At 73.3% G+C, this 21389-nt stretch carries 19 protein-coding genes and 3 riboswitches; of the genes, 9 read left to right on the top strand and 10 right to left on the bottom strand.

Going from position 1 to position 21389, the window contains the following annotated elements; translation table 11 throughout:
• Positions 1-32: 32 nt before the first annotated feature.
• Positions 33-866, bottom strand: a complete 834-nt coding sequence (cobF, locus tag AC3WRM_RS15465; RefSeq protein ID WP_492249410.1) for a precorrin-6A synthase (deacetylating) — start codon at positions 864-866, stop codon at positions 33-35.
• Complete coding sequence (gene cobN, locus AC3WRM_RS15460; protein WP_492249411.1) at positions 863-4495, bottom strand: cobaltochelatase subunit CobN; 3633 nt, start codon at positions 4493-4495, stop codon at positions 863-865. The genes cobF and cobN overlap by 4 nt, the downstream gene beginning before the upstream one ends.
• A gap of 30 nt (positions 4496-4525) precedes the next feature.
• Positions 4526-4651, bottom strand: a riboswitch (cobalamin riboswitch).
• Between the two features lie 90 nt (positions 4652-4741).
• On the opposite strand from cobN, the gene AC3WRM_RS15455 reads away from it, so the two are divergent.
• Together AC3WRM_RS15455 and AC3WRM_RS15450 are read left to right on the top strand one after the other, a co-directional pair.
• A complete protein-coding gene (locus AC3WRM_RS15455) occupies positions 4742-4987 on the top strand; it encodes a type II toxin-antitoxin system Phd/YefM family antitoxin (RefSeq protein WP_492249412.1) in 246 nt (81 codons plus the stop codon).
• A 32-nt stretch (positions 4988-5019) separates the two neighbouring features.
• Positions 5020-5235: a Txe/YoeB family addiction module toxin gene (locus tag AC3WRM_RS15450; protein WP_492249413.1), complete on the top strand. Its 216-nt coding sequence runs from the start codon at positions 5020-5022 to the stop codon at positions 5233-5235.
• On the opposite strand, the gene AC3WRM_RS15445 is transcribed toward AC3WRM_RS15450, so the two are convergent.
• The 7 genes from AC3WRM_RS15445 to AC3WRM_RS15415 form a co-directional block, all read right to left on the bottom strand.
• The gene (locus AC3WRM_RS15445; protein ID WP_492249414.1) at positions 5207-5878 is read right to left on the bottom strand and encodes a (2Fe-2S)-binding protein; all 672 of its coding nucleotides are present in this window, start codon (positions 5876-5878) and stop codon (positions 5207-5209) included. The genes AC3WRM_RS15450 and AC3WRM_RS15445 overlap by 29 nt on opposite strands.
• 9 nt (positions 5879-5887) lie before the next feature.
• Positions 5888-6436: an SRPBCC family protein gene (locus tag AC3WRM_RS15440; RefSeq protein WP_492249415.1), complete on the bottom strand. Its 549-nt coding sequence runs from the start codon at positions 6434-6436 to the stop codon at positions 5888-5890.
• Between the two features lie 80 nt (positions 6437-6516).
• Entirely contained in the window at positions 6517-6939 is a 423-nt protein-coding gene (locus AC3WRM_RS15435; protein ID WP_492249416.1) for a HEAT repeat domain-containing protein, read from the bottom strand.
• A gap of 13 nt (positions 6940-6952) precedes the next feature.
• Positions 6953-7936, bottom strand: a complete 984-nt coding sequence (locus AC3WRM_RS15430) for a ribonucleotide-diphosphate reductase subunit beta (RefSeq protein WP_492249417.1) — start codon at positions 7934-7936, stop codon at positions 6953-6955.
• Positions 7937-8034: 98 nt separating this feature from the next.
• A complete protein-coding gene (locus AC3WRM_RS15425; protein ID WP_492249418.1) occupies positions 8035-10599 on the bottom strand; it encodes a ribonucleoside-diphosphate reductase subunit alpha in 2565 nt (854 codons plus the stop codon).
• Positions 10600-10729: 130 nt separating this feature from the next.
• A riboswitch (cobalamin riboswitch) is annotated at positions 10730-10949 on the bottom strand.
• Positions 10950-11041: 92 nt separating this feature from the next.
• Entirely contained in the window at positions 11042-11872 is an 831-nt protein-coding gene (locus AC3WRM_RS15420) for a CbtA family protein (protein ID WP_492249419.1), read from the bottom strand.
• A 196-nt stretch (positions 11873-12068) separates the two neighbouring features.
• Positions 12069-12287, bottom strand: coding sequence for a CbtB domain-containing protein (locus AC3WRM_RS15415; protein WP_492249420.1), 219 nt, complete (start codon positions 12285-12287; stop codon positions 12069-12071).
• 284 nt (positions 12288-12571) lie between these two features.
• Here AC3WRM_RS15415 and cobT point away from each other — a divergent pair, with 284 nt between their 5' ends.
• On the top strand, positions 12572-13624 hold the full coding sequence (cobT, locus tag AC3WRM_RS15410; RefSeq protein ID WP_492249421.1) for a nicotinate-nucleotide--dimethylbenzimidazole phosphoribosyltransferase: 1053 nt from the start codon (positions 12572-12574) through the stop codon (positions 13622-13624).
• Here cobT and AC3WRM_RS15405 read toward each other — a convergent pair.
• Entirely contained in the window at positions 13621-14661 is a 1041-nt protein-coding gene (locus AC3WRM_RS15405; protein WP_492249422.1) for an ABC transporter substrate-binding protein, read from the bottom strand. The two genes, cobT and AC3WRM_RS15405, sit on opposite strands and share 4 nt — an antisense overlap.
• A 75-nt stretch (positions 14662-14736) precedes the next feature.
• Positions 14737-14888, bottom strand: a riboswitch (cobalamin riboswitch).
• A 308-nt stretch (positions 14889-15196) separates the two neighbouring features.
• On the opposite strand from AC3WRM_RS15405, the gene AC3WRM_RS15400 reads away from it, so the two are divergent.
• From AC3WRM_RS15400 to AC3WRM_RS15375, 6 genes are all read left to right on the top strand, one after another.
• On the top strand, positions 15197-16237 hold the full coding sequence (locus AC3WRM_RS15400) for an ABC transporter substrate-binding protein (RefSeq protein WP_492249423.1): 1041 nt from the start codon (positions 15197-15199) through the stop codon (positions 16235-16237).
• Positions 16234-17313, top strand: coding sequence for a FecCD family ABC transporter permease (locus tag AC3WRM_RS15395; protein WP_492249424.1), 1080 nt, complete (start codon positions 16234-16236; stop codon positions 17311-17313). The genes AC3WRM_RS15400 and AC3WRM_RS15395 overlap by 4 nt, the downstream gene beginning before the upstream one ends.
• Positions 17314-17325: 12 nt before the next feature.
• The gene (locus AC3WRM_RS15390; protein ID WP_492249425.1) at positions 17326-18090 is read left to right on the top strand and encodes an ABC transporter ATP-binding protein; all 765 of its coding nucleotides are present in this window, start codon (positions 17326-17328) and stop codon (positions 18088-18090) included.
• 124 nt (positions 18091-18214) lie between these two features.
• The gene (locus tag AC3WRM_RS15385) at positions 18215-19111 is read left to right on the top strand and encodes a ferredoxin-like domain-containing protein (RefSeq protein ID WP_492249426.1); all 897 of its coding nucleotides are present in this window, start codon (positions 18215-18217) and stop codon (positions 19109-19111) included.
• Positions 19108-19764, top strand: a complete 657-nt coding sequence (locus AC3WRM_RS15380; protein ID WP_067860235.1) for a precorrin-8X methylmutase — start codon at positions 19108-19110, stop codon at positions 19762-19764. The genes AC3WRM_RS15385 and AC3WRM_RS15380 overlap by 4 nt, the downstream gene beginning before the upstream one ends.
• A gap of 2 nt (positions 19765-19766) precedes the next feature.
• Complete coding sequence (locus AC3WRM_RS15375) at positions 19767-21320, top strand: precorrin-2 C(20)-methyltransferase (RefSeq protein ID WP_492249427.1); 1554 nt, start codon at positions 19767-19769, stop codon at positions 21318-21320.
• The last annotated feature ends 69 nt before the right edge of the window (positions 21321-21389 follow it).

Here is a 21389-nt window from a genome sequence, read left to right as displayed (position 1 = left end):
GATCGACGCGATCAGGCCCGCAAACGTCACACTCAGCGGGAAAGGGAAGGGGAGAGGCGGAGGAGGAAGAGGTCCATGACCCAGCCGGCCTCGTCCTTGGCGGCTGCCCGGGCGCGGGCGACCTCGTCCGCGACGTCGGCGACCCGGCCGGCCACGAGCCGCTCCGACGGCGACCCGAGGTTGGCACCCCACCAGACGTGCCAGTCGTCGAGGCCGGTCAGGTCGGTCCCGGAGGTCAGGAACACGACGACGTTGCGCTGGCCCTGCTCGACCGCCTCGCGCAGGCGCCGCTCGGTCGTCACGTGCACGGGCTGCCCGACCTCGTGCAGCACGATCCGGTGCCGCGCGGCCAGCAGCTGGAGCGCGGAGATGCCCGGGAGGACCGACCAGTCGAAGGTCACCGCACCGCGCGCGAGCACCCGCTCCACCACGCGGACGGTCGAGTCGTAGAACGCCGGGTCGCCCCACACGAGGACGACGGCGTCGCCGTCCGGGTGCTCGACGAGCGCCCGCTCCCAGGCCTCGGCCCGCGCCTCGTGCCAGTCGCCGACGACGCCCTCGTAGCCCGCCGCGGTCGACGTCGACGCGGCCGACCGGTCACGCTCGGGGTCGATCACCTCCACGACCTGAAGGTCGGGTGCGTGGTGGGCGATCAGCTCACGACGCGCGGCGGCCAGGGGGTCGCCCGCCCGCTTCACCGTCACCAGCGCCACCGACGCCGACCGCAGCGTCGCCACGGCCTCCAGCGTCAGGTGGTCCGGATGGCCCAGGCCGATCCCGACCAGGGTCAGTCGCCGCCCCCCGCGGTCATGGAGCCCCGGCACCCCCGCCGGGGTCAGCCGCCGCGCACCGCCCAGCCGGGTCACGCGTGCCGGTCCTCCAGGTCGCCCTCGAGGTCGAGGTACACCTGCTGCATGGCCGCGACGACCTCCGGGTCGGGCTCGGCCCACAGACCCCGCTCGGCCGCCTCGCCCAGCCGCTCGACGATGCCGCGCAGCGCCCACGGGTTCGACGTCCGCATGAACTCCTGGTTGGTCTCGTCGAGGACGTACTCGGTGGCGAGCTTCTCGTACATCCAGTCGTGCACGACGCCGGCCGTCGCGTCGAAGCCGAAGAGGTAGTCGACGGTGGCCGCCAGCTCGAACGCGCCCTTGTAGCCGTGGCGCTGCATGGCCGAGATCCAGCGCGGGTTGACCACGCGGGCGCGGAACACGCGCGTGGTCTCCTCCTGCAGCGTGCGGGTGCGCACCGCGTCGGGCGTGGTCGAGTCGCCGACGTACGCCTTCGGCTCGGCGCCGGTGAGCGCGCGGACCGTCGCGACCATGCCGCCGTGGTACTGGAAGTAGTCGTCGGAGTCGGCGATGTCGTGCTCGCGGGTGTCGATGTTCTTCGCGGCGACCGCGATGCGCCGGTAGTTGGCGCGCATGTCCTCCGCGGCGGGCCGGCCGTCGAGGTCGCGGCCGTAGGCGAACCCGCCCCACGCCGTGTAGACCTCGGCGAGGTCGTCGTCGGTCTTCCAGTTGCCGGCCTCGATGACCTGCAGGATGCCCGCACCGTAGGAGCCCGGCTTGGAGCCGTAGATGCGGGTCGTGGCGCGACGCTGGTCGCCGTGCTCGGCGAGGTCGGCCTCCGTGTGTGCGCGGACGTAGTTCTGCTCGAGCGGCTCGTCGAGCTCGGCCACCTGGCGGATGGCGTCGTCGAGGATGCCGATGACGTGCGGGAACGCGTCGCGGAAGAAGCCGGAGATGCGGACGGTGACGTCGATGCGCGGGCGGCCCAGCTCCTCCAGCGGCACGACGCGCAGGCCGTTGACGCGGCGCGAGGCCGGGTCCCACTCGGGCTCGACGCCGATCAGCGCCAGCACCTCGGCGACGTCGTCGCCCGACGTGCGCATGGCCGACGTGCCCCAGACCGAGAGGCCGACGGAGCGCGGGTACTCGCCGGTGTCGGACAGGTGCTTCTCGAGCAGCGAGTCGGCCATCGCGCGGCCGGTCTCCCAGGCCAGTCGGGACGGCACGGCCTTGGGGTCGACGGTGTAGAAGTTGCGGCCGGTGGGCAGCACGTTGACGAGGCCACGCAGCGGCGAGCCGGACGGACCGGCGGGGATGAAGCCGCCCTCGAGCGCGTGCAGCACGTGGTCGAGCTCGTCGGTGGTCTGCGCGAGGCGCGGCACGACCTGCTCGGCGGCGAACCGCAGCACGTCGCGGACGACCGGGTCGTCGTGCAGGCCGTCGACGGCGGCGGTGTCCCAGCCGGCGTCCTCCATGCCCTGCACCAGGGCGCGGGCCTGCTCCTCGACGGCGTCGATGCGCTGCAGCGACTCGCGGTCCTGCCCCTCGGTGTCGCCCTGCAGGCCGAGCGCGGCGCGCAGGCCGGGGACGGCACCGGTCTCGCCACCCCAGATCTGCGCCGCGCGCAGGATCGAGAGCACGAGGTTCACGCGCGCCTCGCCGCCCGGCGCCTGGCCGAGGACGTGCAGGCCGTCGCGGATCTGGGCGTCCTTGATCTCGCAGAGCCAGCCGTCGACGTGGAAGATGAAGTCGTCGAAGCCCTCGTCGTCGGGCTGGTCGTCGAGGCCGAGGTCGCGGTGCATCTCCGCGGCCCGCATGTGGGTCCAGATCTGCTCGCGGATGGCCGGGAGCTTGGCCGGGTCCATCGCGCCGATGTTGGCGTACTCGTCGAGCAGCTGCTCGAGCTTGGCGATGTCGCCGTAGCTCTCCGCACGCGCCATCGGCGGGATGAGGTGGTCGACGATCGTGGCGTGCGCGCGCCGCTTGGCCTGCGCACCCTCGCCCGGGTCGTTGACGAGGAACGGGTAGATCAGCGGCAGGTTGCCGATCGCGGCGTCGGTGCCGCACGACGCCGACAGCGCCGCGTTCTTGCCCGGCAGCCACTCCATCGAGCCGTGCTTGCCGAGGTGGACGACGGCGTGCGCCCCGAACCCCCCTCCTGACGGCGGAGTTTCCACCCAGCGGTACGCGGCGAGGTAATGGTGCGACGGCGCCATGTCGGGGTCGTGGTAGATCGCGACCGGGTTCTCGCCGTAGCCGCGGGGCGGCTGGATCATCAGCACGACGTTCCCGGCGCGGATCGTGGCGAGGACGATCTCCTGCTCACCGTTCACGAAGAGCCTGCCCGGCGCGGGCCCCCACGCGTCGAGCATCGCGTCGCGCAGGTCGGGGTGGAAGCGATCGAACCACTCGGCGTACCGGCCGGCGGGGATCCGCACGTGGCTCTCGGTGAGCTGGGTGTGCGTGAGCCACTCCTCGTCCTGGCCGCCGGCGTCGATGAGCGCGTGGATGAGCGCGTCGCCGGCCTCGGTCAGGTCGTCGAGCTCGAGGCCCGGGATCTCGCCCGGGGCGCCGAGGTCGTAGCCGGCGTCGCGCATGGCGCGCAGCAGGCGGATCGTCGAGGCGGGGGTGTCGAGGCCGACGGCGTTGCCGACGCGGCTGTGCTTCGTCGGGTACGCCGACAGCATGAGCACGACCTTGCGCTCGGCCGGCGGCGTGTGGCGCAGGCGGGCGTGCGCCGCGGCGATGCCGGCCACGCGGGCGCTGCGCTCGGGGTCGGCGACGTAGCGGGGCAGCCCGTCCTCGTCGACCTCCTTGAAGGAGAACGGGGCGGTGATGATCCGGCCGTCGAACTCCGGGATGGCGATCTGGTTCGCGGAGTCCAGCGGCGAGACGCCGTCGTCGGACGCCTCCCACTCGGCGCGGCTCGACGTGAGGCTCAGGCCCTGCAGGATCGGGATGTCGAGGGCCTTGAGCCGCGCGACGTCCCACGACTCGTCGTCGCCGCCGGCGCTGACGGTGCCGGGCTTGGTGCCGCCGGCCGCGAGCACGGTGACGATGAGGGCGTCGAGGCTCGCCATCTCCTCGAAGAGGGCGTCCGGCGCGGCGCGCAGGGAGGAGCTGAAGATGGGGACGCCGACGGCGTCGCCGGTGGCGTCGATCGCATCGGCCAGCGCGTGCGCGAAGCCGCTGTTGCCGCTCGCCTCGTGGGCGCGGTAGTAGAGGACGCCGATGCGGGCCTTGCCGGCGTTCTCCGCGGCGTCGGCGCCCTGCGGGCGGGGGGCCAGGCCCCACTCCGGGAGAACCTTCGGGGGCTCGAAGCCTTCACCCGTCAGCAGGACGGTGTCGGACAGGAAGGCGTGCAGCTGGGCGAGGTTCTCCGGACCGCCCTCGGCGAGGTACACGTGGGCGTCGGCGCACACGCCGATCGGCACCGTCGACTGCTCCATCAGCTCGGCGCTGGGCGACTGCTCGCCCCCGAGCACGACCATCGGCTTGCCGGTGGCGCGGATGCGCGCGAAGCCGGAGCAGAGGTCCTGCGGCGAGCCGAGGATGCGCGCGACGACGAGGTCGGCCGCCTCGATCGCGGCGGCCATGTCGGTGTGACCCGGCTTGGCCGGGTTCGCGTACACGTAGTCGGCGCCGCTGGCGCGCGCCGAGAGCAGGTCGGTGTCGGACGTCGAGAGCAGCGCGATGCGGGTCATCGGGGTTCCTCCTCGGGGTTCTCGCCCCGGACGGCGGGAGTCGCCGCGAAGGGTGTCTGGCTTTACCTGCTCGCAGGCGTCACAGTGGCGGAACCGCGCCGGACTCGCACCGGCTTCCCCGACCCGCGGCGACGGGTCCCGGCCAGCCTAGTCGTCGGACCGCCCGAACCCCCTATCGGTGGGCGACGACGACGGCTGACGCCGCCCACGAGTGGTACGCTTTCTCGTACCACCGAAGGAGGCGTCATGGCGATCACGGCGAGCGAGGCGCGGCGGGAGCTCTTCCCGCTCATCAAGACGATCAACGAGGACCGTGTGCCGGTGGAGGTCACGTCGAAGCACGGATCGGTCACCGTCATGGCCACCGAGGACTACGACGCGTGGGTCGAGACGGCCTACCTGTTCCGCTCGCCCGCCAACGCGCGTCGTCTGCTCGACGCCGCCGACGCCGCCCGGGTCGGAGAGGTCGAGCGGCACGGGCTGGTGGATTGATCTCCTTCACGCCTCAGGGCTGGGAGGACTACGTGTCCTGGCAGGTCACCGACCGCAAGACCCTGAAGCGGCTCAACCGGCTCATCGAGGACGCCGTGCGGGATCCGTTCTCCGGCATCGGCAAGCCCGAACCGCTGAAGTACGGCGTCGCCAACGCCTGGTCGCGACGCATCGACCAGGAGCACCGACTCGTCTACCTCGTCGCCGACGACGCGATCGTCATCCTGCAGGCCCGCTACCACTACTGAGGACGCAGTCGCCGCAGGTGCCGCCGCCGGGGATCCGGTAGAAGAGGCAGCAGGAGCGGCGTCGGAACGGCAGGTCGGGCTCTCCGGTGCCGTCGAGGTACGGGTGCGCGAGCGCCCGGGCGCCCACGTCGAGCGCGCGGTCGGCGAGGTCGGGGCGCGCGAGGGTGGCCATGCGCAGCGCGCCGAACACCGCCGAGGCCGCGTTGCCCGCCAGCACCTTCGCCGAGACCGAGTGCTCCGCACGCAGGCGCGCTGCGAGCGGGGTGACGACGTCGTCCAGGACGGCGTCGAGGTCGGGCCGCGACCACGCGCCCGCGGCGAGGGGGAGCGTGCCCGTCGGACGCTCGCGCCAGTGCAGGTCAGCCGGCGCGTCGACGTCGAGGAGCATCGCGCCCAGGGTCGGCGACAGCAGGCGCGCGAACAGGCCGAGCGACGCCACCGACGCCGCGACCCGGGGCTCCACCGCCTGCCGCCCGTGGCCCGGAACCGCCGCCGGGGACCGTTCCGCGAGCGCGAGGTGCGTCGCCACCACGCGCGTGTGCAGGTAGCTGCCGCCCACGAGGTCGGCCAGGGGGTGCCAGCCGTCGCCCTCGACGGTCCGCTCGACGGCGAAGAACTCGCCGAGGCGGTCCAGCTCAGCCACGACCGCTGCTCACGACGCGTCGTCGTCGGTGCGGTCCTGGGTGGCCTGCTCGCGGTCGCGCTCCCGCTCCAGCTCGCGCTTGAGCCGGTCGAGCGTGCGCCGGATGTTGCCGCGCTGGAACGTCGCGAAGGAGTCGCGCCCGGTGGCCACCCGGTCGAACACCGACGCGGTCCAGTCCGGCCAGCCGGTGCGACCGTCGAGCCACGTCTCGGTCACCAGCGTGCCGCCCACGGCCGGCTCGAACGTGTACTCCCACGACGCCACGCGCACCGGCAGCAGTCGTCGACCCGGGCCCCACGCGCGGACGTCGAACGCGAAGCGTCGACCCGGGTCGGCGGCCGTCACGACGCAGCGCGTGTGCCAGCGGGCGCGACCGCGCCGGTTGGTGCCGACGAACACCGTGCCGACGCCGATCGGTGCGGCGGGGTCGGCGAGCTCGGCGCCCGTGTTCTCCGGGCTCCAGCGCCCCATCTGCCGGACGTCGCTGAGCGCGGCGTAGACCACGTCGGGCTGGACGCCGACCACCACGGTGTCGCTGACGGTGAGGGCTCGGGACATGGACGGGAGGCTACCCGCGGCGCCGTCGCCGCGCCGGCGCGAGGGGACCGTCACCAGCCCCTCCCTCACGAGCACCACCCTCACCAACGCCGGGCCCACGCGGCCACCGACCGCACGGTCGCCGACGGGTCGGTGCCGAGCCGCGCGAGCAGCTCGGAGGGTGCTGCCGGGTTCGCGGCCACCCACCCGCGGACCGTCTCGTGCGCGTCGGTCGCGAGGCGACCGAGCAGGTCCGGCGACGCGGAGGGGTTGCGGGCCGCGGCGCACCGGACGCCGACGTCGGGGTCGTCGGCCAGCCGGCCGAGCGCCTCCGGCGACGCGAGCGACGAGCCCGCCGCCGCGGCCCGCACCGCGGCGTCGGGCGACGTGGCCATGTCGGCCACCCGTCGCCGCTTCGACGCCGACGCCTCCGGCGAGCGGAACGTCGAGACCGGGCGGGGGTCGTCGCCCGCCGCCCTGACCCGGGCCAGCTGCTCCGCGGTGAAGAACCCGATGCACGACATGCTCGCCCGCCCCTCAGGAACCCGCGCGGGCGTTGACCTCGTAGGAGGTGTTGATCGACTCGAAGAAGTTGACGAGCTGCAGCGTGTCGTTGGCGGTTGCCATCCACTTGGCCGGGTTCGCCACGCCGTAGTGCGGCTCGAAGCCGAGCTCCTCCAGGCGCCGGTCGGCGAGGTAGCGGACGTAGGTGTTGATGTAGTCGGCGTTGAGCCCGAGGATCCCGTGCGGCAGGAGGTCGCGGTTGTAGGCCTCCTCCATCGCGACCGCGTCGAGGATCATCTGCCGGATCTCCGCGGCGAACTCCTCGGTGGCGATCTCGGGGTTCTCGTCGAGGACCGTGAGGACCAGGTTGATGCCGAACTTCAGGTGCAGGCTCTCGTCGCGCACGATCCAGTCGACGAGGGAGCCGAAGTTGCGCAGCAGGTTCCGCTGGCGGAAGCTCAGCGCCACCATGAAGCCGGAGTAGAACCAGATCCCCTCGAGGATCACGTTGTAGGCGACGAGGTTGCGCACGAAGTCCTGCTTGCCCTCGGTGGTCGTGATGTCGAGGGTCTGCTCGGTCATCCGCTGGATGAAGCGCACCTCGAAGGCCTCCTTCGCGGCCATCGAGGGGACGTTCACGTGCGACTCGTACGCCGCGACCCGGTCGATCGGGAACGTCTCCAGCACGTACTCGAAGCTCATGCAGTGGTTCGCCTCCTCCCACATCTGCTTCGCGAGGTAGAGGTGGCACTCCGCCGCGTTGACGTAGGGGTACACGCCGAACGCGAGCGCCTTGTTGACGAGCAGCTCGTTCGGGTTGAAGTAGCTCATGAGGAAGGTCAGCGCGTGGCGCTCGTCGTCGCTCATGCGCTCGAAGTCGGCGAGGTCCTCGCCGAGCTGCACCTCGTTGGGGAACCACGTGTTGGCGACGGCCTGGTCGTACAGCTCCATCGCCCACGGGTAGGTGACGGGCTTGAGCAGCAGGCCTTCCTGGATGCCGGTGCCGAGGATGGGCATGGGGGTGTCTCGCTCTCTCCCTGAGCGTGACGTTCGCGGGCTGATCGGGGCCGATCCGGCCCGCAAACGTCACACTCAGCGGTGGGGTGGGGTGGTGGCTACTGGCAGGACTCGCACTGCAGGCGTTCCTGCGGGTCGATCGGGCAGGCGGACCCGTCGACGACGTCGAGCTCCTGGACCGCGTCGGGGACGACGGGCGTCGGCTCCTCGACGACTGTGGTCAGGGTCGGGGCCGGTGCCGGGGCCGCGGTGGCGGCGCCGAACCCGCGGCGGGCGCCGAAGCCCCGTCCGCTCGACGTCGCCGCACCCTGGGGGGTGACCGCCTCGGCCTTGTTGACCTTGACGGTGCTCTGCTCGGCCGTGTGCCGCGGCATCATGTGCAGGTAGTAGGTGGTCTTGACACCCATCCGCCACGCCGCGGCGTACAGCTCCACCATGTCCCCGACGTCGCGGCTGGCGAGGTAGATGTTGCGGCTGATGGCCTGGTCGATCCACTTCTGTGCGCGGGCCGCCACCTGGAGGAACGCGTACGGCGACAGCTGGAAGCTGGTCCGGTAGATCTCGACGAGGTCGGCGGGTGCGCCCTCGACCTTCGACAGGTCGCCCTGGTGGCGCAGCAGGTCCTCGCGCAGCGTCTCCCAGAGGCCGCGTTCGCGCAGATCCTCGACGAGGTTGCGGTTGACCTCGAGGAACTTGCCCGCGGCCGTCGCCCGGCTGAAGATCTGGCTGAACTGCGGGTCCAGGCCGGGCGTGGTGCCGGCGACGAGGCCGATCGAGGCGGTCGGCGCGATGGCCATGAGGGTGGAGTTGCGGATGCCGCCGCTGACCTTGGCGCGCAGCGTGTCCCAGTCCAGGCGGGAGCGGCGCGTGACGTCGACGGGCACGCCGCGGTCGGCCTGGAGCAGGTCGAGGGAGTCGAACGGGACGAGGCCCTGGCTCCAGCGCGACCCGGCGAAGTTGGGGTACGCGCCCCGCTCGCGGGCGAGGTCGGCCGAGGCGTCGATCGCGTGCCAGCTGACGAACTCCATGACCTCGTCCATGAGGTCGTAGGCGCGCTCGCTCTCGTAGGACCAGCCGAACCGCTCCACGACGTCGGTGAAGCCCATGACGCCGAGCCCGAGCGCGCGGTTCTCCTCGTTGGAGCGCTCCGACTCCGGCACCGAGCTGATGGTGATGTCGATGAGGTTGTCGAGCTGGCGGACGGCGAGCCGGGTGGACTCGGCGAGCCGGTCCCAGTCGACGCGCGCGTCGCCACGGCGTCCGAGCACGTGCCGCGAGAGGTTGATCGACGCCAGGTTGCAGACGCTGATGTTCTCGCGGTCCTGCGGCAGGCAGATCTCGGTGCACAGGTTCGACAGGTGGATCGTGCCGGTGTTCTGGTTCAGGGCGCGGGTGTTGACGGTGTCCTTCCACGTCAGCCACGGGTGCGACGTCGTCTGCAGCGTCGTGAGGATGGCGCGGAACTGCTCGCGTGCCTTCAGCTTCTTGTGCCGGATCTCGCCGCGCTCGGCCTGCGCCGCGTACTCGGCGTACCGGCGGCTGAACGCCTGGCCGAACAGCTCGGGCAGGTCGCCGACGTCGAGCGGGTCGAAGAGGTACCAGTCGGCGTCGGCCTCGACCCGCTTCATGAACTCGTCGGAGATCCAGACCGCCGTGTTGGCCGTGCGGGTGCGCCGGTAGGGGTCGCCGGAGTTCTGCCGCAGGTCGAGGAACTGGCCGAAGTCGAGGTGCCAGTTCTCCATGTAGAAGCACAGGGCGCCGAACTTCTTGCCGCCGCGGCTCACGGCGCGCAGCGTCGAGTCGATGGTGTGCATGAACGGGATGGGCCCCGTCGACGTCGTGTTGTTCGAGCGGATGGGCGAGCCCTCGGCGCGCAGTTGCGTGACCGACAGGCCGATGCCGCCCGTGCCCTTCGTCAGCCACATGACGTCGCGGACGCTCTTGGCGATGTGCTCGATGTCGTCCTCCATCTGCATGACGAAGCAGTTGGAGAGCTGGCTGTAGGACGTGCCCGCGTTGACCAGGGTGGAGCCGGCGGCGAGGTACTCCAGCCGCGACATCTTGTCGTAGAACGCCAGCGCGGCCGACGTGGCGTCCTCCTCGTTCAGCGCGAGGCCCATCGCCACGCGCATCCAGAAGAACTGCGGCACCTCCAGGGGCGTGCCGTCGGGCTCGGTGATCATGTAGCGGTTGCGCATGGTCTGCGCGCCGACGTAGCGCAGCAGGTCGTCGCGGTCGGGGTCGAGGGCCGACCCGAGCCGCTCCAGGTCGAACGCCTCGGCCAGCCGCTCGTCGAGCAGTCCCAGCTCGACGCCGCGCAGGATCGCGCGCACGAACGCCGGACCGTGGAAGGCGTACACCTCGTCGCGGGTGACGCCCTCGCCGAAGATCTTCTTGTAGAGCGTCTTGACCAGCAGGCGCGACGCGATCGTGTCGAAGGCCGGGTCGTCCTTGACGTTCTGCAGCGCGACGCCGATGACGGCCTCGTCGAGCTGCTCGCTGGTGATGCCGTCGAACAGCGTGATCTCCAGCTCGGCGCGCAGCTGCGTGGCCCGGGAGACCTGGTCGGGCAGCCCGGTGGCCGCCTCCTCGATGGACTTCGCGATCTCGTAGCCGTCGTAGTCGGCTCGGCTGCCGTCGCGCTTGATGACGGTGATGGTCATCGGTTCACCCCTCGTGAACTCGTCGTGACTGACGCAGTCCACGGGCACGCGGGGAGAGGAGGACGGGTCGCGGCCGTGCCACGACGTCGTCTGATCCTTGGACCTTCCCACGAGGTCGCGGACCTCCACCGGTGGCGGTGGAGCACTGGCAGGTCTTCGGACTCGCGGGCCAGGCATCGCTGCCGCCTACTGGGTGTCGCTTCCCAGGGCTGTATCTCTACAGGGACCCAGTGCTGATGACACCGTTCGTTCCCACTCACCGCTGCGGGGCAGTTCCGGTCTCTCACCGGATTCCCTCTTACGACGACCCGTCTGGCTGACGGGCCGAACCAGCTGCACGACCCACCATATACGGGGAACTACACGAATGTAACCCCTACATCTTGGGTTCATGGGAACGCCGCCTCCCCAGCGTCGTGGGGAGGCGGCGTTCGCGACGAGGTCAGAGCGCGGCGGCGGCCGCCCGGCGCTCGACGTCGGCCTGGTGCGCCCGCCACGTGCGCGCCGTGAGCCCGGTGAGGGCCAGGGCGACACCCGCCCACAGGGCCGTGCTCGTGGCGAGGGAGCCGATGCGGAAGGCGTAGAGGGTGGTGGCCGGGAAGGAGTCCGGCACCTCGTCGATGGGCGCGAGGACGAGTCCGGCGACGCCGACCACGACCAGGTAGAACAGCGCCCCGGCGACGACCGCGACCCAGGGGCCGCGGGACAGCAGGGCGCGTGCGAGGAGGACGGCGGCCACGACGGCCAGCAGGGACACGGCCACGAAGCCGAAGTACAGGGCGGTGCGCTCGCCGATCGTGTCGGCCGAGCCGACGGCCGGCGGGTTCGGCGGGTACTTCAGCCACGGGACGACCGTGTAGGCGAGGTAGGCCAGCAGCACCACGACGGCGGTCGAGCCCACGGGGCCGAGGCCCCCGAGCCGTCCGACGGCGAAGGCCGAGGCGATGCCCACGACGCCGCCGGCGACGAGGCCCACCACGATCGTGGCGGTCGCGAGGCCGGGGCCGGCCTGCTCGCCGCGGCTGATCGCGGCGTCGTCGTCGCCGTGGGAGTGTCCGCCGGACTCCTCGTGGGAGTGCGCACCCTCCTCGTGCGAGTGGTCCGCGTCGGCGGCGGCGCCGCCCGACTCCTCGAGGGCGATCGCGCGGTCGATGGGCGGCTCGCCGACCACGGAGGCGGCGGCGAAGGCCAGCACGCCGCCGAGCAGTCCGGCAAGGAGGCCGTGGACGAGGAAGGTGCGGGCGGTCAGGTGGGGTGTGCGGGTGGTGCTCATGGGTCGTGTCCTTCCCGAGCGGGAGCAGCGCGACACGTCCCGTCGCACTGACGGGTCGCTCGGGCCGCGGTTCGACGACGGGGGAGCCCACGGTGTCGCCGTGGGCTCGGGGCGGGGACCCGGAGGCCGGGTCCGCAGGCAGGGCCAGCCAGGCTCAGGCATGGTCGGCCGCAGGGTCGGTCAGTGGCAGCGTCGTTCAGTGGCAGGGGAAGCCGAGCAGGTGGCGTCCGTCGTGCACCCACTCGTGCACGCCGGTGCCGGAGATGAGGGAGGTCGCGCCCTGCTCGGCGCCCACGAAGTAGAGCGCGACGACGGCGAGGAGCGCGATGAACAGCGCCCAGGGGGCGAGCTCGCGGACCGGGATGGAGACGACCGGCACCGCGGGGGTGTCGACGGAGGGGTTCAGCTGCGACATGGCAGGCCTTTCCTGAGGGATGAGTGCGTCCCGTGGATGGAGGGCTGTCGACGACCAGGGTCTGGCTCCGTCTCCCCGGTGCTGCTGGGGCGACGTCACAGTAGCGCTACTGCGCCGGACTTCCACCGGCTTCCGTGGTGGTCGACGTGCCGAGCGTAGGGCATCGGCCGGTGCGCGCCACCGGGGTGTGGCGCGCGTCTCATGGTGCGAACGCGGGCGGGGTCGGCGTTCGGTGCTGCGTCCTGCCCCGGCGCCGCGCCGGCACGACGTCGTACCGTTCACCCGTGACCGTCGAGCCCGTGAGCACCCCGTCCGCCGTCCGTCCTCCCGACCCGGCGGTCCACGCCGCCGCGGTCGAGCGGCTCGCGGGCCTGGCCACGCCTCCCGGGGCGCTGGGCCGGCTCGGCGACCTCGCCTGCTGGGTGGCCGCGACGCAGGGCGAGGTGCCGCCGCGTCCCGTCGACCAGGTGCGGGCGGTCGTGCTCGCCGGTGACCACGGCGTGACCGCGTCGGGTGTCTCCGCCTTCCCGAGCGCCGTCACGCCGGCGATGGTCCGCACGTTCGCCGCCGGACGCGCGGGGGCGAGCGTCCTCGCGGCCCAGCACGGCGTGAGCCTGCGCGTGCTCGACCTCGGCGTCGACGACGACCTCGCCGACCTGCCTGACGCGGTGCGCGCCCACAAGGTGCGGCGGGGCAGCGGGTCGATCGACGTCGAGGACGCGCTGACGATGGACGAGACGGTCCGGGCGCTGGCTGCGGGGCGGACGATCGCGGAGGAGGAGATCGCCGCGGGCGCCCAGCTGCTGGTCACGGGCGACATGGGCATCGGCAACACGACCCCGACGGCCGCGCTGGTCGCCGCGTCGCTCGGGCTGCCGGGGGCGGAGGTCGTCGGACGTGGCACGGGCATCGACGACGCGTCGCTGGTGCGCAAGGGCGAGGTCGTGCAGGCGGCGCTCGACCGCGCGGGCGACCGCGTGGCGGACCCCGTGCAGCGGCTGGCCGCGCTCGGCAGCGCCGACCTCGCGGCGACGGTGGGGTTCCTCGTCGCGGCCGCCGAGGCCGGTGTGCCGGTGCTGCTTGACGGCCTGATCTCCGTCGCGTGCGCGCTCACCGCCGACGACCTCGCGCCTGGTGCGTCGGCGTGGTTCGCCGCCGGGCACCGCTCGACCGAGCCGGCGCAGTCGCTCGCGCTGGAGAAGCTGGGCCTCGAGCCGCTGCTCGACCTCGGCCTGCGTCTCGGCGAGGGCAGCGGTGCGCTCGCGGCCGTCCCGCTGGTGCGCTCCGCCGCCCTCCTGCTGCGCGACGTCGCCCTGCTGTCGGAGGTGCTCGGCTAGCGCCGGTCGGGCACGACGCCCAGGTCGCGCAGACCCTGCGCGAGCTGCTCGATGCCGTCGACGTTGCGGATCGACGGGTCCATCGTCGTGCCGCCGAGCACGACGTAGCGACGCTTCTTGACGGCGGTGAGCTGACGCGCGACGGGGTCGGACTCGAGGAAGCGGATCTTGGCCGCCGCGCTGTCGCCGTCGCCGCCGCGCTCGAGGTCGGCGAGCACGAGGACGGTCGGGTCGGCGTCGAGGATCGACTCCCAGCTCGTCTCGGGCCAGAGCCGCTCGTTGTCGCCGAACGCGTTGGTGGCGCCGACGGCGCGCGTCATCAGGCCCGGTGCGCCGCAGCACCCGGCCATGTACGGGCTCTTCGTCGACGCGTACCACCAGCCGAGCGTCACGTCGTCGGCGTCGAGGTCGACGGTGACCTTCCGGGCGCGCTCCCGCAGCTCGGCGACGAGCCGGTCGCCGCGCTCCTCGACGCCGGTCAGGCGCGACACGTCGCCGATCTCGGCGTACAGGTCGTCGAGGGTGAGCGGCTCGTCGTGCGGGGCGTCCTGGCCGCCGCACTCGCTGGGCGACTGGTACGTGGGGATGCCGACCTGGTCGAACTTCGCGCGCGGCGCGACGCCCTCGCCGGTGAACGCGTAGGCGAAGGTGGCGTAGACGAGGTCGGGCTCGAGCGAGAGCATCGACTCGAAGCCGGGGAACTCGGCGTCGAGGGCCTTCGTCCTGCGGGCCTCGGCCTTCAGCTGGGGCAGGAAGTCGTGGTCGCTGACGCCGTAGCCGGCCATGCGGTCGGCGAGGCCGAGGCTCAGCAGCAGCTCGGTGGCGGGCTGGTTGATGGCGACGATGCGCCGGGGCGGGGCCTGCTCGGTGACGTCGTGCCCGCAGTTCTCGACGGTGACCGGGAACCCGGCCGCGGCGGACGCGTCGTCGGTGGGTCCCGGTGACGAGGAGCCGCAGGCGGCGAGCGGCGCGGCGAGGCTGAGTGCGGCCACGAGGGCGGTGGTGCGGCGCGGTCGCACGCGGACGGGGGAGGGCATGGGGTCTCGTCTCGGGTCCGGGGGCTCCGTGCGCGAGAGCCCCGTGTCGGGTGACGCCGCCCCGGCGGGGTGGCGGCCAGCAGGTCTTCGGACTCGGGGTCGCGGTGACGGACCGCCTTCCCAGGAGCGAGCTCCCAGTGGCGTCGTGGTCCGCCACGTCTCCCACACCGCTGCGCGTCAGTCCCGGAGTCGCACCGGGTTCCCTGACCCTCGAGAGGGTGACTGGCGCGCTCACCGTAGCAGCGGCGGGGGTGCCGGGCCCCGGACGGCGAGGGGGCGCGGGGGTGCCGGGCCCCGAGCGGCGAGAGGGTGCGGGGGTGCCGGGCCCCGGGTGGCGAACGGGAGCGGCGAGGGGGTGCCCCGACGGTGTGCTGCTACCGTGCGAGCGCCACGTGAGGGAACCCGGTCGAAGTCCGGGACTGACGCGCAACGGTAGGGGCCACGGCCCGAGTCCGACACCCGGTGGCGACCCGCGGCGTCCGCCGCGGGGCTCCCGACGGGTCTCGCGACACGGACCCCTGAGCGAAGGATCGCGATGCGACCACGCCGCCCCCTCTCCCTCCTCGCGACGGCCGCGCTCGCTGCGCCCCTGCTCGCGGGCTGCGGCTCCTCGACGACGTCGGCCCCGTCGTCCGACGCCCGCGGTGAGGCCGCCGGGTTCCCCGCCCGCGTCGAGCGGTGCGACCGGACGGTCACGGTCGACGCGCCGCCGCAGCGGATCGCGTCGTTGAACCAGGGCAGCACGGAGATCCTGCTGAGCCTCGGGCTCGCGGACCGGATGGTGGGCGCCGCCGGCTGGACCGACCCGATCCTGCCGTCGCTGGCCGACGAGAACGAGACGGTCGACCGGCTGGCCGACCAGGCGCCGTCGTTCGAGGAGCTGCTCGCCGTCGAGCCCGACCTGGTGACCGCGTCGTTCGCGAACACGCTGAGCGAGGGCGGGGTCGCCACGCCGCGGCAGCTGGCGGACGTCGGGGTGCCGGCGTACCTGTCGGCCGCGGAGTGCGAGAAGTCCGACTTCGGCGGCGGCGACGGTGCCCGCGACCGGCCGCTGGAGATGTCGACGATCTACGCCGAGGTGCGCGACCTGGCCGCGCTGACGGGCACCCGGGAGCGCGGCGAGGAGCTCGTGGCGTCGCTCCAGCAGCGGCTCGAGACGGCGTCGCGCGCGCAGTTCGACGGTGTGTCGGTCTTCTACTGGTTCGCCAACGCCGAGGCGCCGTACGGCGCGGGGTGCTGCGGCGGTCCCGGCATCGTCACCCGCGCGCTCGGCCTCACGAACGTCTTCGAGGACCAGGAGGCGGAGTGGCCGCAGATCGGCTGGGAGTCGATCGCCGCCGCCGACCCCGACGTGCTCGTCGTCGGCGACCTGACGCGTAGGAGCCAGACCGCCGAGACGGCGCGCGCCAAGATCGCCTTCCTCGAGTCCAACCCCGTCACCCGACGCATGACGGCGGTGCGGGAGAAGCGGTACGTGCTGCTGCCGGGGGCCGCCCTGAACCCGTCGATCCGCACCGTCGACGCGGTCGAGACGGTGTCCGAGGGGCTGCGCCGCCTGGGGTTCGAGCCGTCGTGACGCTCCTGCCCACCGCGCTGCGCAGGACGGCGCCCCCGACCCCGGGACGTTCGCGTCCGGCGCGAGTCGGGCGCGCGGCCCTGCTGTGGTCGGCCGCGCTCGTCGGCCTGCTGGTCTCGATCGCGGTCGCCACGACGATCGGACCGTCCGGTCTCGGTCCGGGCGACGCCTTCGCGGTCGCGCTGTCGCGCCTGGGGGTGGCGCCGTCGGGTCTCACGGGGATCCAGGAGGCGATCATCTGGGACCTGCGCCTGCCGCGAGCGGTGCTGGCGGCCGCGTGCGGGGCGGGGCTGGCCCTGTGCGGCGTGGTGCTGCAGTCGCTGCTGCGCAACCCGCTGGCCGACCCGTTCGTGCTCGGCGTCTCCTCGGGCGCCTCGACCGGCGCGGTCGCCATCGTCGTGCTCGGAGTGGGCGCCGGCGCCGCGACCCTGGCCTCGGGTGCGTTCGTGGGGGCGCTGCTCGCCTTCGCGCTGGTGCTGCTGCTCGGCACGCTGGCGGGCGGCACGACCGACCGGATGATCCTCGCCGGTGTCGCGGCGACGCAGCTGTTCTCGGCGCTGACGTCGTTCATCGTCTTCACCGCGGCCGACGCGGAGCAGACCCGCGGCGTGCTGTTCTGGCTGCTCGGGTCGCTGGGCACGGCGTCGTGGCGCGACGTCGTCGTGTGCGGGAGCGTGGTGCTCGTCGGGCTGCTGCTGTGCTGGCTCGCGGCGGGCTCGCTCGACGCGTTCACGTTCGGCGAGGACGCCGCCTCGGCGCTGGGCGTCTCCGTGCAGCGCACCCGGCTGCTGCTGCTCGTGGTCACCGCGCTCATGACGGCCGTCATCGTGTCGACGTCGGGGGCGATCGGCTTCGTCGGGCTGGTGCTGCCGCACGCGGCCCGCGCGGTGGTCGGCGCGCGGCACCGCGTGCTGCTCCCGGTGTCCGCGGTGCTGGGGGCGGTGTTCCTGGTGTGGGTCGACGTCGGCGCGCGGACGGTCATCGCACCGCAGGAGCTGCCGGTCGGCGTCGCGACGGCGCTCGTGGGCGTGCCGGCGTTCGTCGTGATCCTGGTGAGGAGGCGGCGTCGTGGCTGAGGCGGGACGGGCATGAGCATCCTGGCGGTCGACGTGCGGTGGGGCGTGCGCGGCAAGGTCGTGGTCGACGGCGTGAGCCTTGACGTCGCGCCGGGCAGCACGGTGGGGCTGCTGGGTCCGAACGGGTCGGGCAAGTCGTCGCTGCTGCTGCTGCTGGCGGGGCTGCGGCCGGCGTCGTCGGGCGTGGTGCGCCTGGGTGACGACGACGTCGCGACCCTGGGTCGGCGTCAGGTGGCACGGCGGCTCGCGATGGTCGACCAGGAGGTCGTGACCGACACCGACCCGACCGTGCGCGACGTCGTGGGCCTCGGCCGGCTCCCGCACCGTCCGTCGTGGGCGCCGCTGAGCGCCACGGACCGGGCCGTGGTGGAGGCGTCGGCGGCGACCACCCGGACGGCGCACCTGCTGGAGCGGCCCTACTCGACGCTGTCCGGCGGGGAGCGGCAGCGGGTGCAGATCGCCCGCGCGCTGGCGCAGGAGCCGACCGAGCTGCTGCTCGACGAGCCGACCAACCACCTCGACGTGCGGCACCAGCTGGAGCTGCTGGAGCTCGTGCGGGCCGCCTCGACCACGACGGTGATGGCGCTGCACGACCTCAACCTCGCGGCGCGGTACTGCGACGCGCTGGTGGTGCTCGCCGACGGCCGCGTGCGTGCGGCGGGGCGTCCGACCGACGTGCTCACGACCGACCTCATCGCCGACGTCTACGGCGTCGACGCGCAGGTGCACAGCGTCGACGGCGCGCCGCACGTGCGGTTCACCGGGGTGCTCGCGTGAGCGTGCTCTCCCGGACGGCGGGCCTGTCACGTCGGTGCGGTGTGACAGGATCGACGCCGTCCTGGAGCGGTCCGGCAGGCCGCCGGACCTCCGTCGGTGCTCGAGGGACAGGTGAGGAGGCGGCGTGACGAGCTCACGTGACCGCGCCGACCGGTGCCCCGGCGTGTGCCGGCCGTGGATCGCCGACGACGGGGCGCTCGTGCGGCTGAGGCTCGTCGGCGGACGCCTGTCCACGGCGTCGCTCGCGCGCCTGCTCGACGTCGCGGAGCGACACGGCGACGGCACGGTCGGGCTCACGCGCCGCGCGAACCTGCAGGTCCGCGGCATCGCGCCGGTCGACGGCGTGCTGCCGGACCGGGTCGTGGCCGACCTGGCGGCGACGGGCCTGCTCCCGAGCCGCAGCCACGAGCTCGTGCGCAACGTGATGGTCTCGCCGCTGTCCGGCCGGCTGGGCGGTCGGGCCGACCTGCGTCCGGCGGCCGAGCGCTACGACGCGCTCGTGTGCGCCGACCCCGACCTGGCCGACCTCTCGGCGCGGTTCCTCGTGGTGCTCGACGACGGGCGGGGCGACCTCGTCGACCGCTCGCTCGACCTCGGCGCCGTGGCCGTGGACGCGGCCCACGCGCAGGTGCGCGCCGGTCGGCACTGGGGCGAGGTCGTGCCGCTCGAGGCGCTGCCCGAGGTGCTGGGCGCGCTGGCCCACCGCTTCCGACGCATGCGCCCCGACGTCGGCACGTGGCACGTCGACGACCTGCCGCGCGGCGGCGCGGCCGTCCTCGGCGACCTGCACGCCCGCGACCTGCGGACGCAGGTGCGGGCCCTCCCGCTGCCCGAGGGCCCTGGTCTGCAGGACGACGGACGCCGTTTCGTCCACGTGCCCGTCGAGGGGGGCGTGCTGCGCCGACCGGACGTCGAGCGGCTGCTCGCCCTGGCCGACGGCGAGCTGCTCGTGACCCCGTGGCGCAGCGTGGTCGTGCCCGACCTGACCGTGACCTCCGACCTGTCGAGGGAGACCGCATGAGACCCCCCACCCGGCGCTTCGAGTACGAGGGCAGCGGCGCTGCCATCTACGTCGACTCCTTCGCGACCATCCGCCGCGAGACCGACCTGACGGGCATCCCGGCCGACGCCGAGAAGGTGGCCGTGCGGATGATCCACGGCACCGGCCAGACCGACCTGGTCGACGACATGGTCGTGCACCCGCGGCTCGTGTCGGCGGCGCGCGAGGCGCTGCAGGCCGGCGCGCCGATCCTGTGCGACGCGACGATGGTGGCGTCGGGCGTCACCCGCGCGCGGCTGCCGAAGGACAACGACGTGCTGTGCCTGCTGCGCGACGAGCGCGTGCCCGACCTCGCGCGGGAGTGGGGCACGACCCGCTCCGCGGCCGCCGTGTCGTTGTGGGGCGACCGGCTCGACGGCGCCGTCGTCGCGATCGGCAACGCGCCCACCGCCCTGTTCCACCTGCTCGAGCTGCTCGCCGACGGTGCGCCGCGCCCGGCTGCGGTCGTCGGGGTGCCGGTGGGGTTCATCGGTGCGGCCGAGTCGAAGGACGCCCTCGCGGCGTTCGCGCAGACGCACGGCATCGACGTCCCCTTCGTGACCGTGCGCGGCCGTCGCGGCGGCTCCGCCATGGCCGCGTCGGCGCTCAACGCTCTGGCGCAGGAGAAGGAGTGACCATGGCCCCGGGTGCTGGCACCGGTCGGTTGTGGGGCGTGGGCGTGGGCCCGGGCGACCCGGAGCTGGTGACGCTCAAGACGGCGCGGCTGATCCGCGAGGCCGACGTCGTCGCGTACCACCAGGGCGTGGGCAAGCGGTCGAACGCGCGGCGGATCGTCGACGACCTGGTGCCGGCGGACGTCGTCGAGGAGGTGCTGCAGTACCCGGTGACGACCGGCACGGCCGAGCACCCGGGCGGCTACGCGGGGGCGATGGCCGACTTCTACGAGGAGTGCGCGCAGCGGCTGCGCGAGCACCTCGCGGCGGGTCGTGACGTCGTGGTTCTGGCCGAGGGCGACCCGATGTTCTACGGCTCGTTCATGTACCTGCACGACCGGCTGTCCGAGGAGTTCGAGACCGACGTCGTGGCCGGGGTGCCGGCGTTCGCGGCGGCCACGGCGCTGGCCGCGACGCCGCTGGTGCGCCAGACCGACGTGCTCACGGTGCTGCCGGGCACGCTGCCGGAGGCGGAGCTGGCGAGGCGCCTGGCCGACACCGACGGCGCCATCATCATGAAGCTCGGCCGCACGTTCCCCGCCGTCCGCTCGGCGCTGGAGCAGGCCGGCCGGCTCGACACCGCGCTCTACGTGGAGCGGGCGTCGATGCCGGAGCAGCGCTGGCTCCCGGTCGCCGACGTCGACCCGTCGTCGGTGCCCTACTTCTCCCTCGTGGTGGTGCCAGGCGACGGGCACGGCGCCCGCTACGACGAGCAGTCCCCACGATTCGGAACGTCATCGCCCCTTGCGGACGGCGAGAAGGGCGATGACGTCCCGAAACGGGGAGAGGTGGTGGTCGTCGGGCTCGGGCCGGGGCCGGACGGCTGGCTCACCCCCGAGGCCTCCGACGAGCTCGCGCGGGTGGGTCACGTCGTCGGGTACGCGCCGTACGTCGCGCGCGTGCCGCAGCGCGTCGGGCTCCAGCGCCACGCGTCGGGCAACACCGTCGAGATCGACCGCGCCACGCACGCCCTCGAGCTCGCGCGGTCGGGCGAGCGGGTGGCCGTCGTGTCCGGCGGCGACGCCGGCGTCTTCGGGATGGCCACCGCGGTGCTCGAGGCGCAGGAGGCGCAGCCCCACCTGCACGACGTCACCGTCCGCGTGGTGCCCGGCGTCTCGGCCGTGCAGGCCGTGGCCGCCCGCGCCGGCGCGCCCATCGGCGGCGACTTCGCCGTCATGAGCCTGTCGGACCGGCTCAAGCCGTGGTCTGTCGTCGAGAAGCGGCTGCGGGCCGTGGCCGACGCCGACCTCGTCCTCGCCGTCTACAACCCGCGCTCGCGCTCGCGCACCACGCAGGTCGCCGACATGCAGCGGATCCTGCTCGAGCACCGCGACCCCGGAACCGTCGTGGTCGTCGGGCGCGACGTCGGCCGCGCCGAGGAGTCGCTGCACGTGACCACCCTCGCCGACCTCGACCCCGAGTCCATCGACATGAAGTGCCTGCTCGTCGTCGGCTCGTCGCACACCCGCGTCAGCCCCACGGGCGCCGTCTGGACGGCGCGGTCCGTCGACCGCTGAGACGATCGGCACGTCGGGAACTCACCGCCCTACCGGCTCGTTCCCCCACTGATCCCGACCCTCCACAGA

It is taken from the genome of Aeromicrobium sp. EU05-FHT14F07 (genome assembly GCF_058790455.1).
The sequence above is the reverse complement of the archived record's forward strand: the minus strand, read 5'-3'. Positions and strand labels throughout refer to the sequence as shown.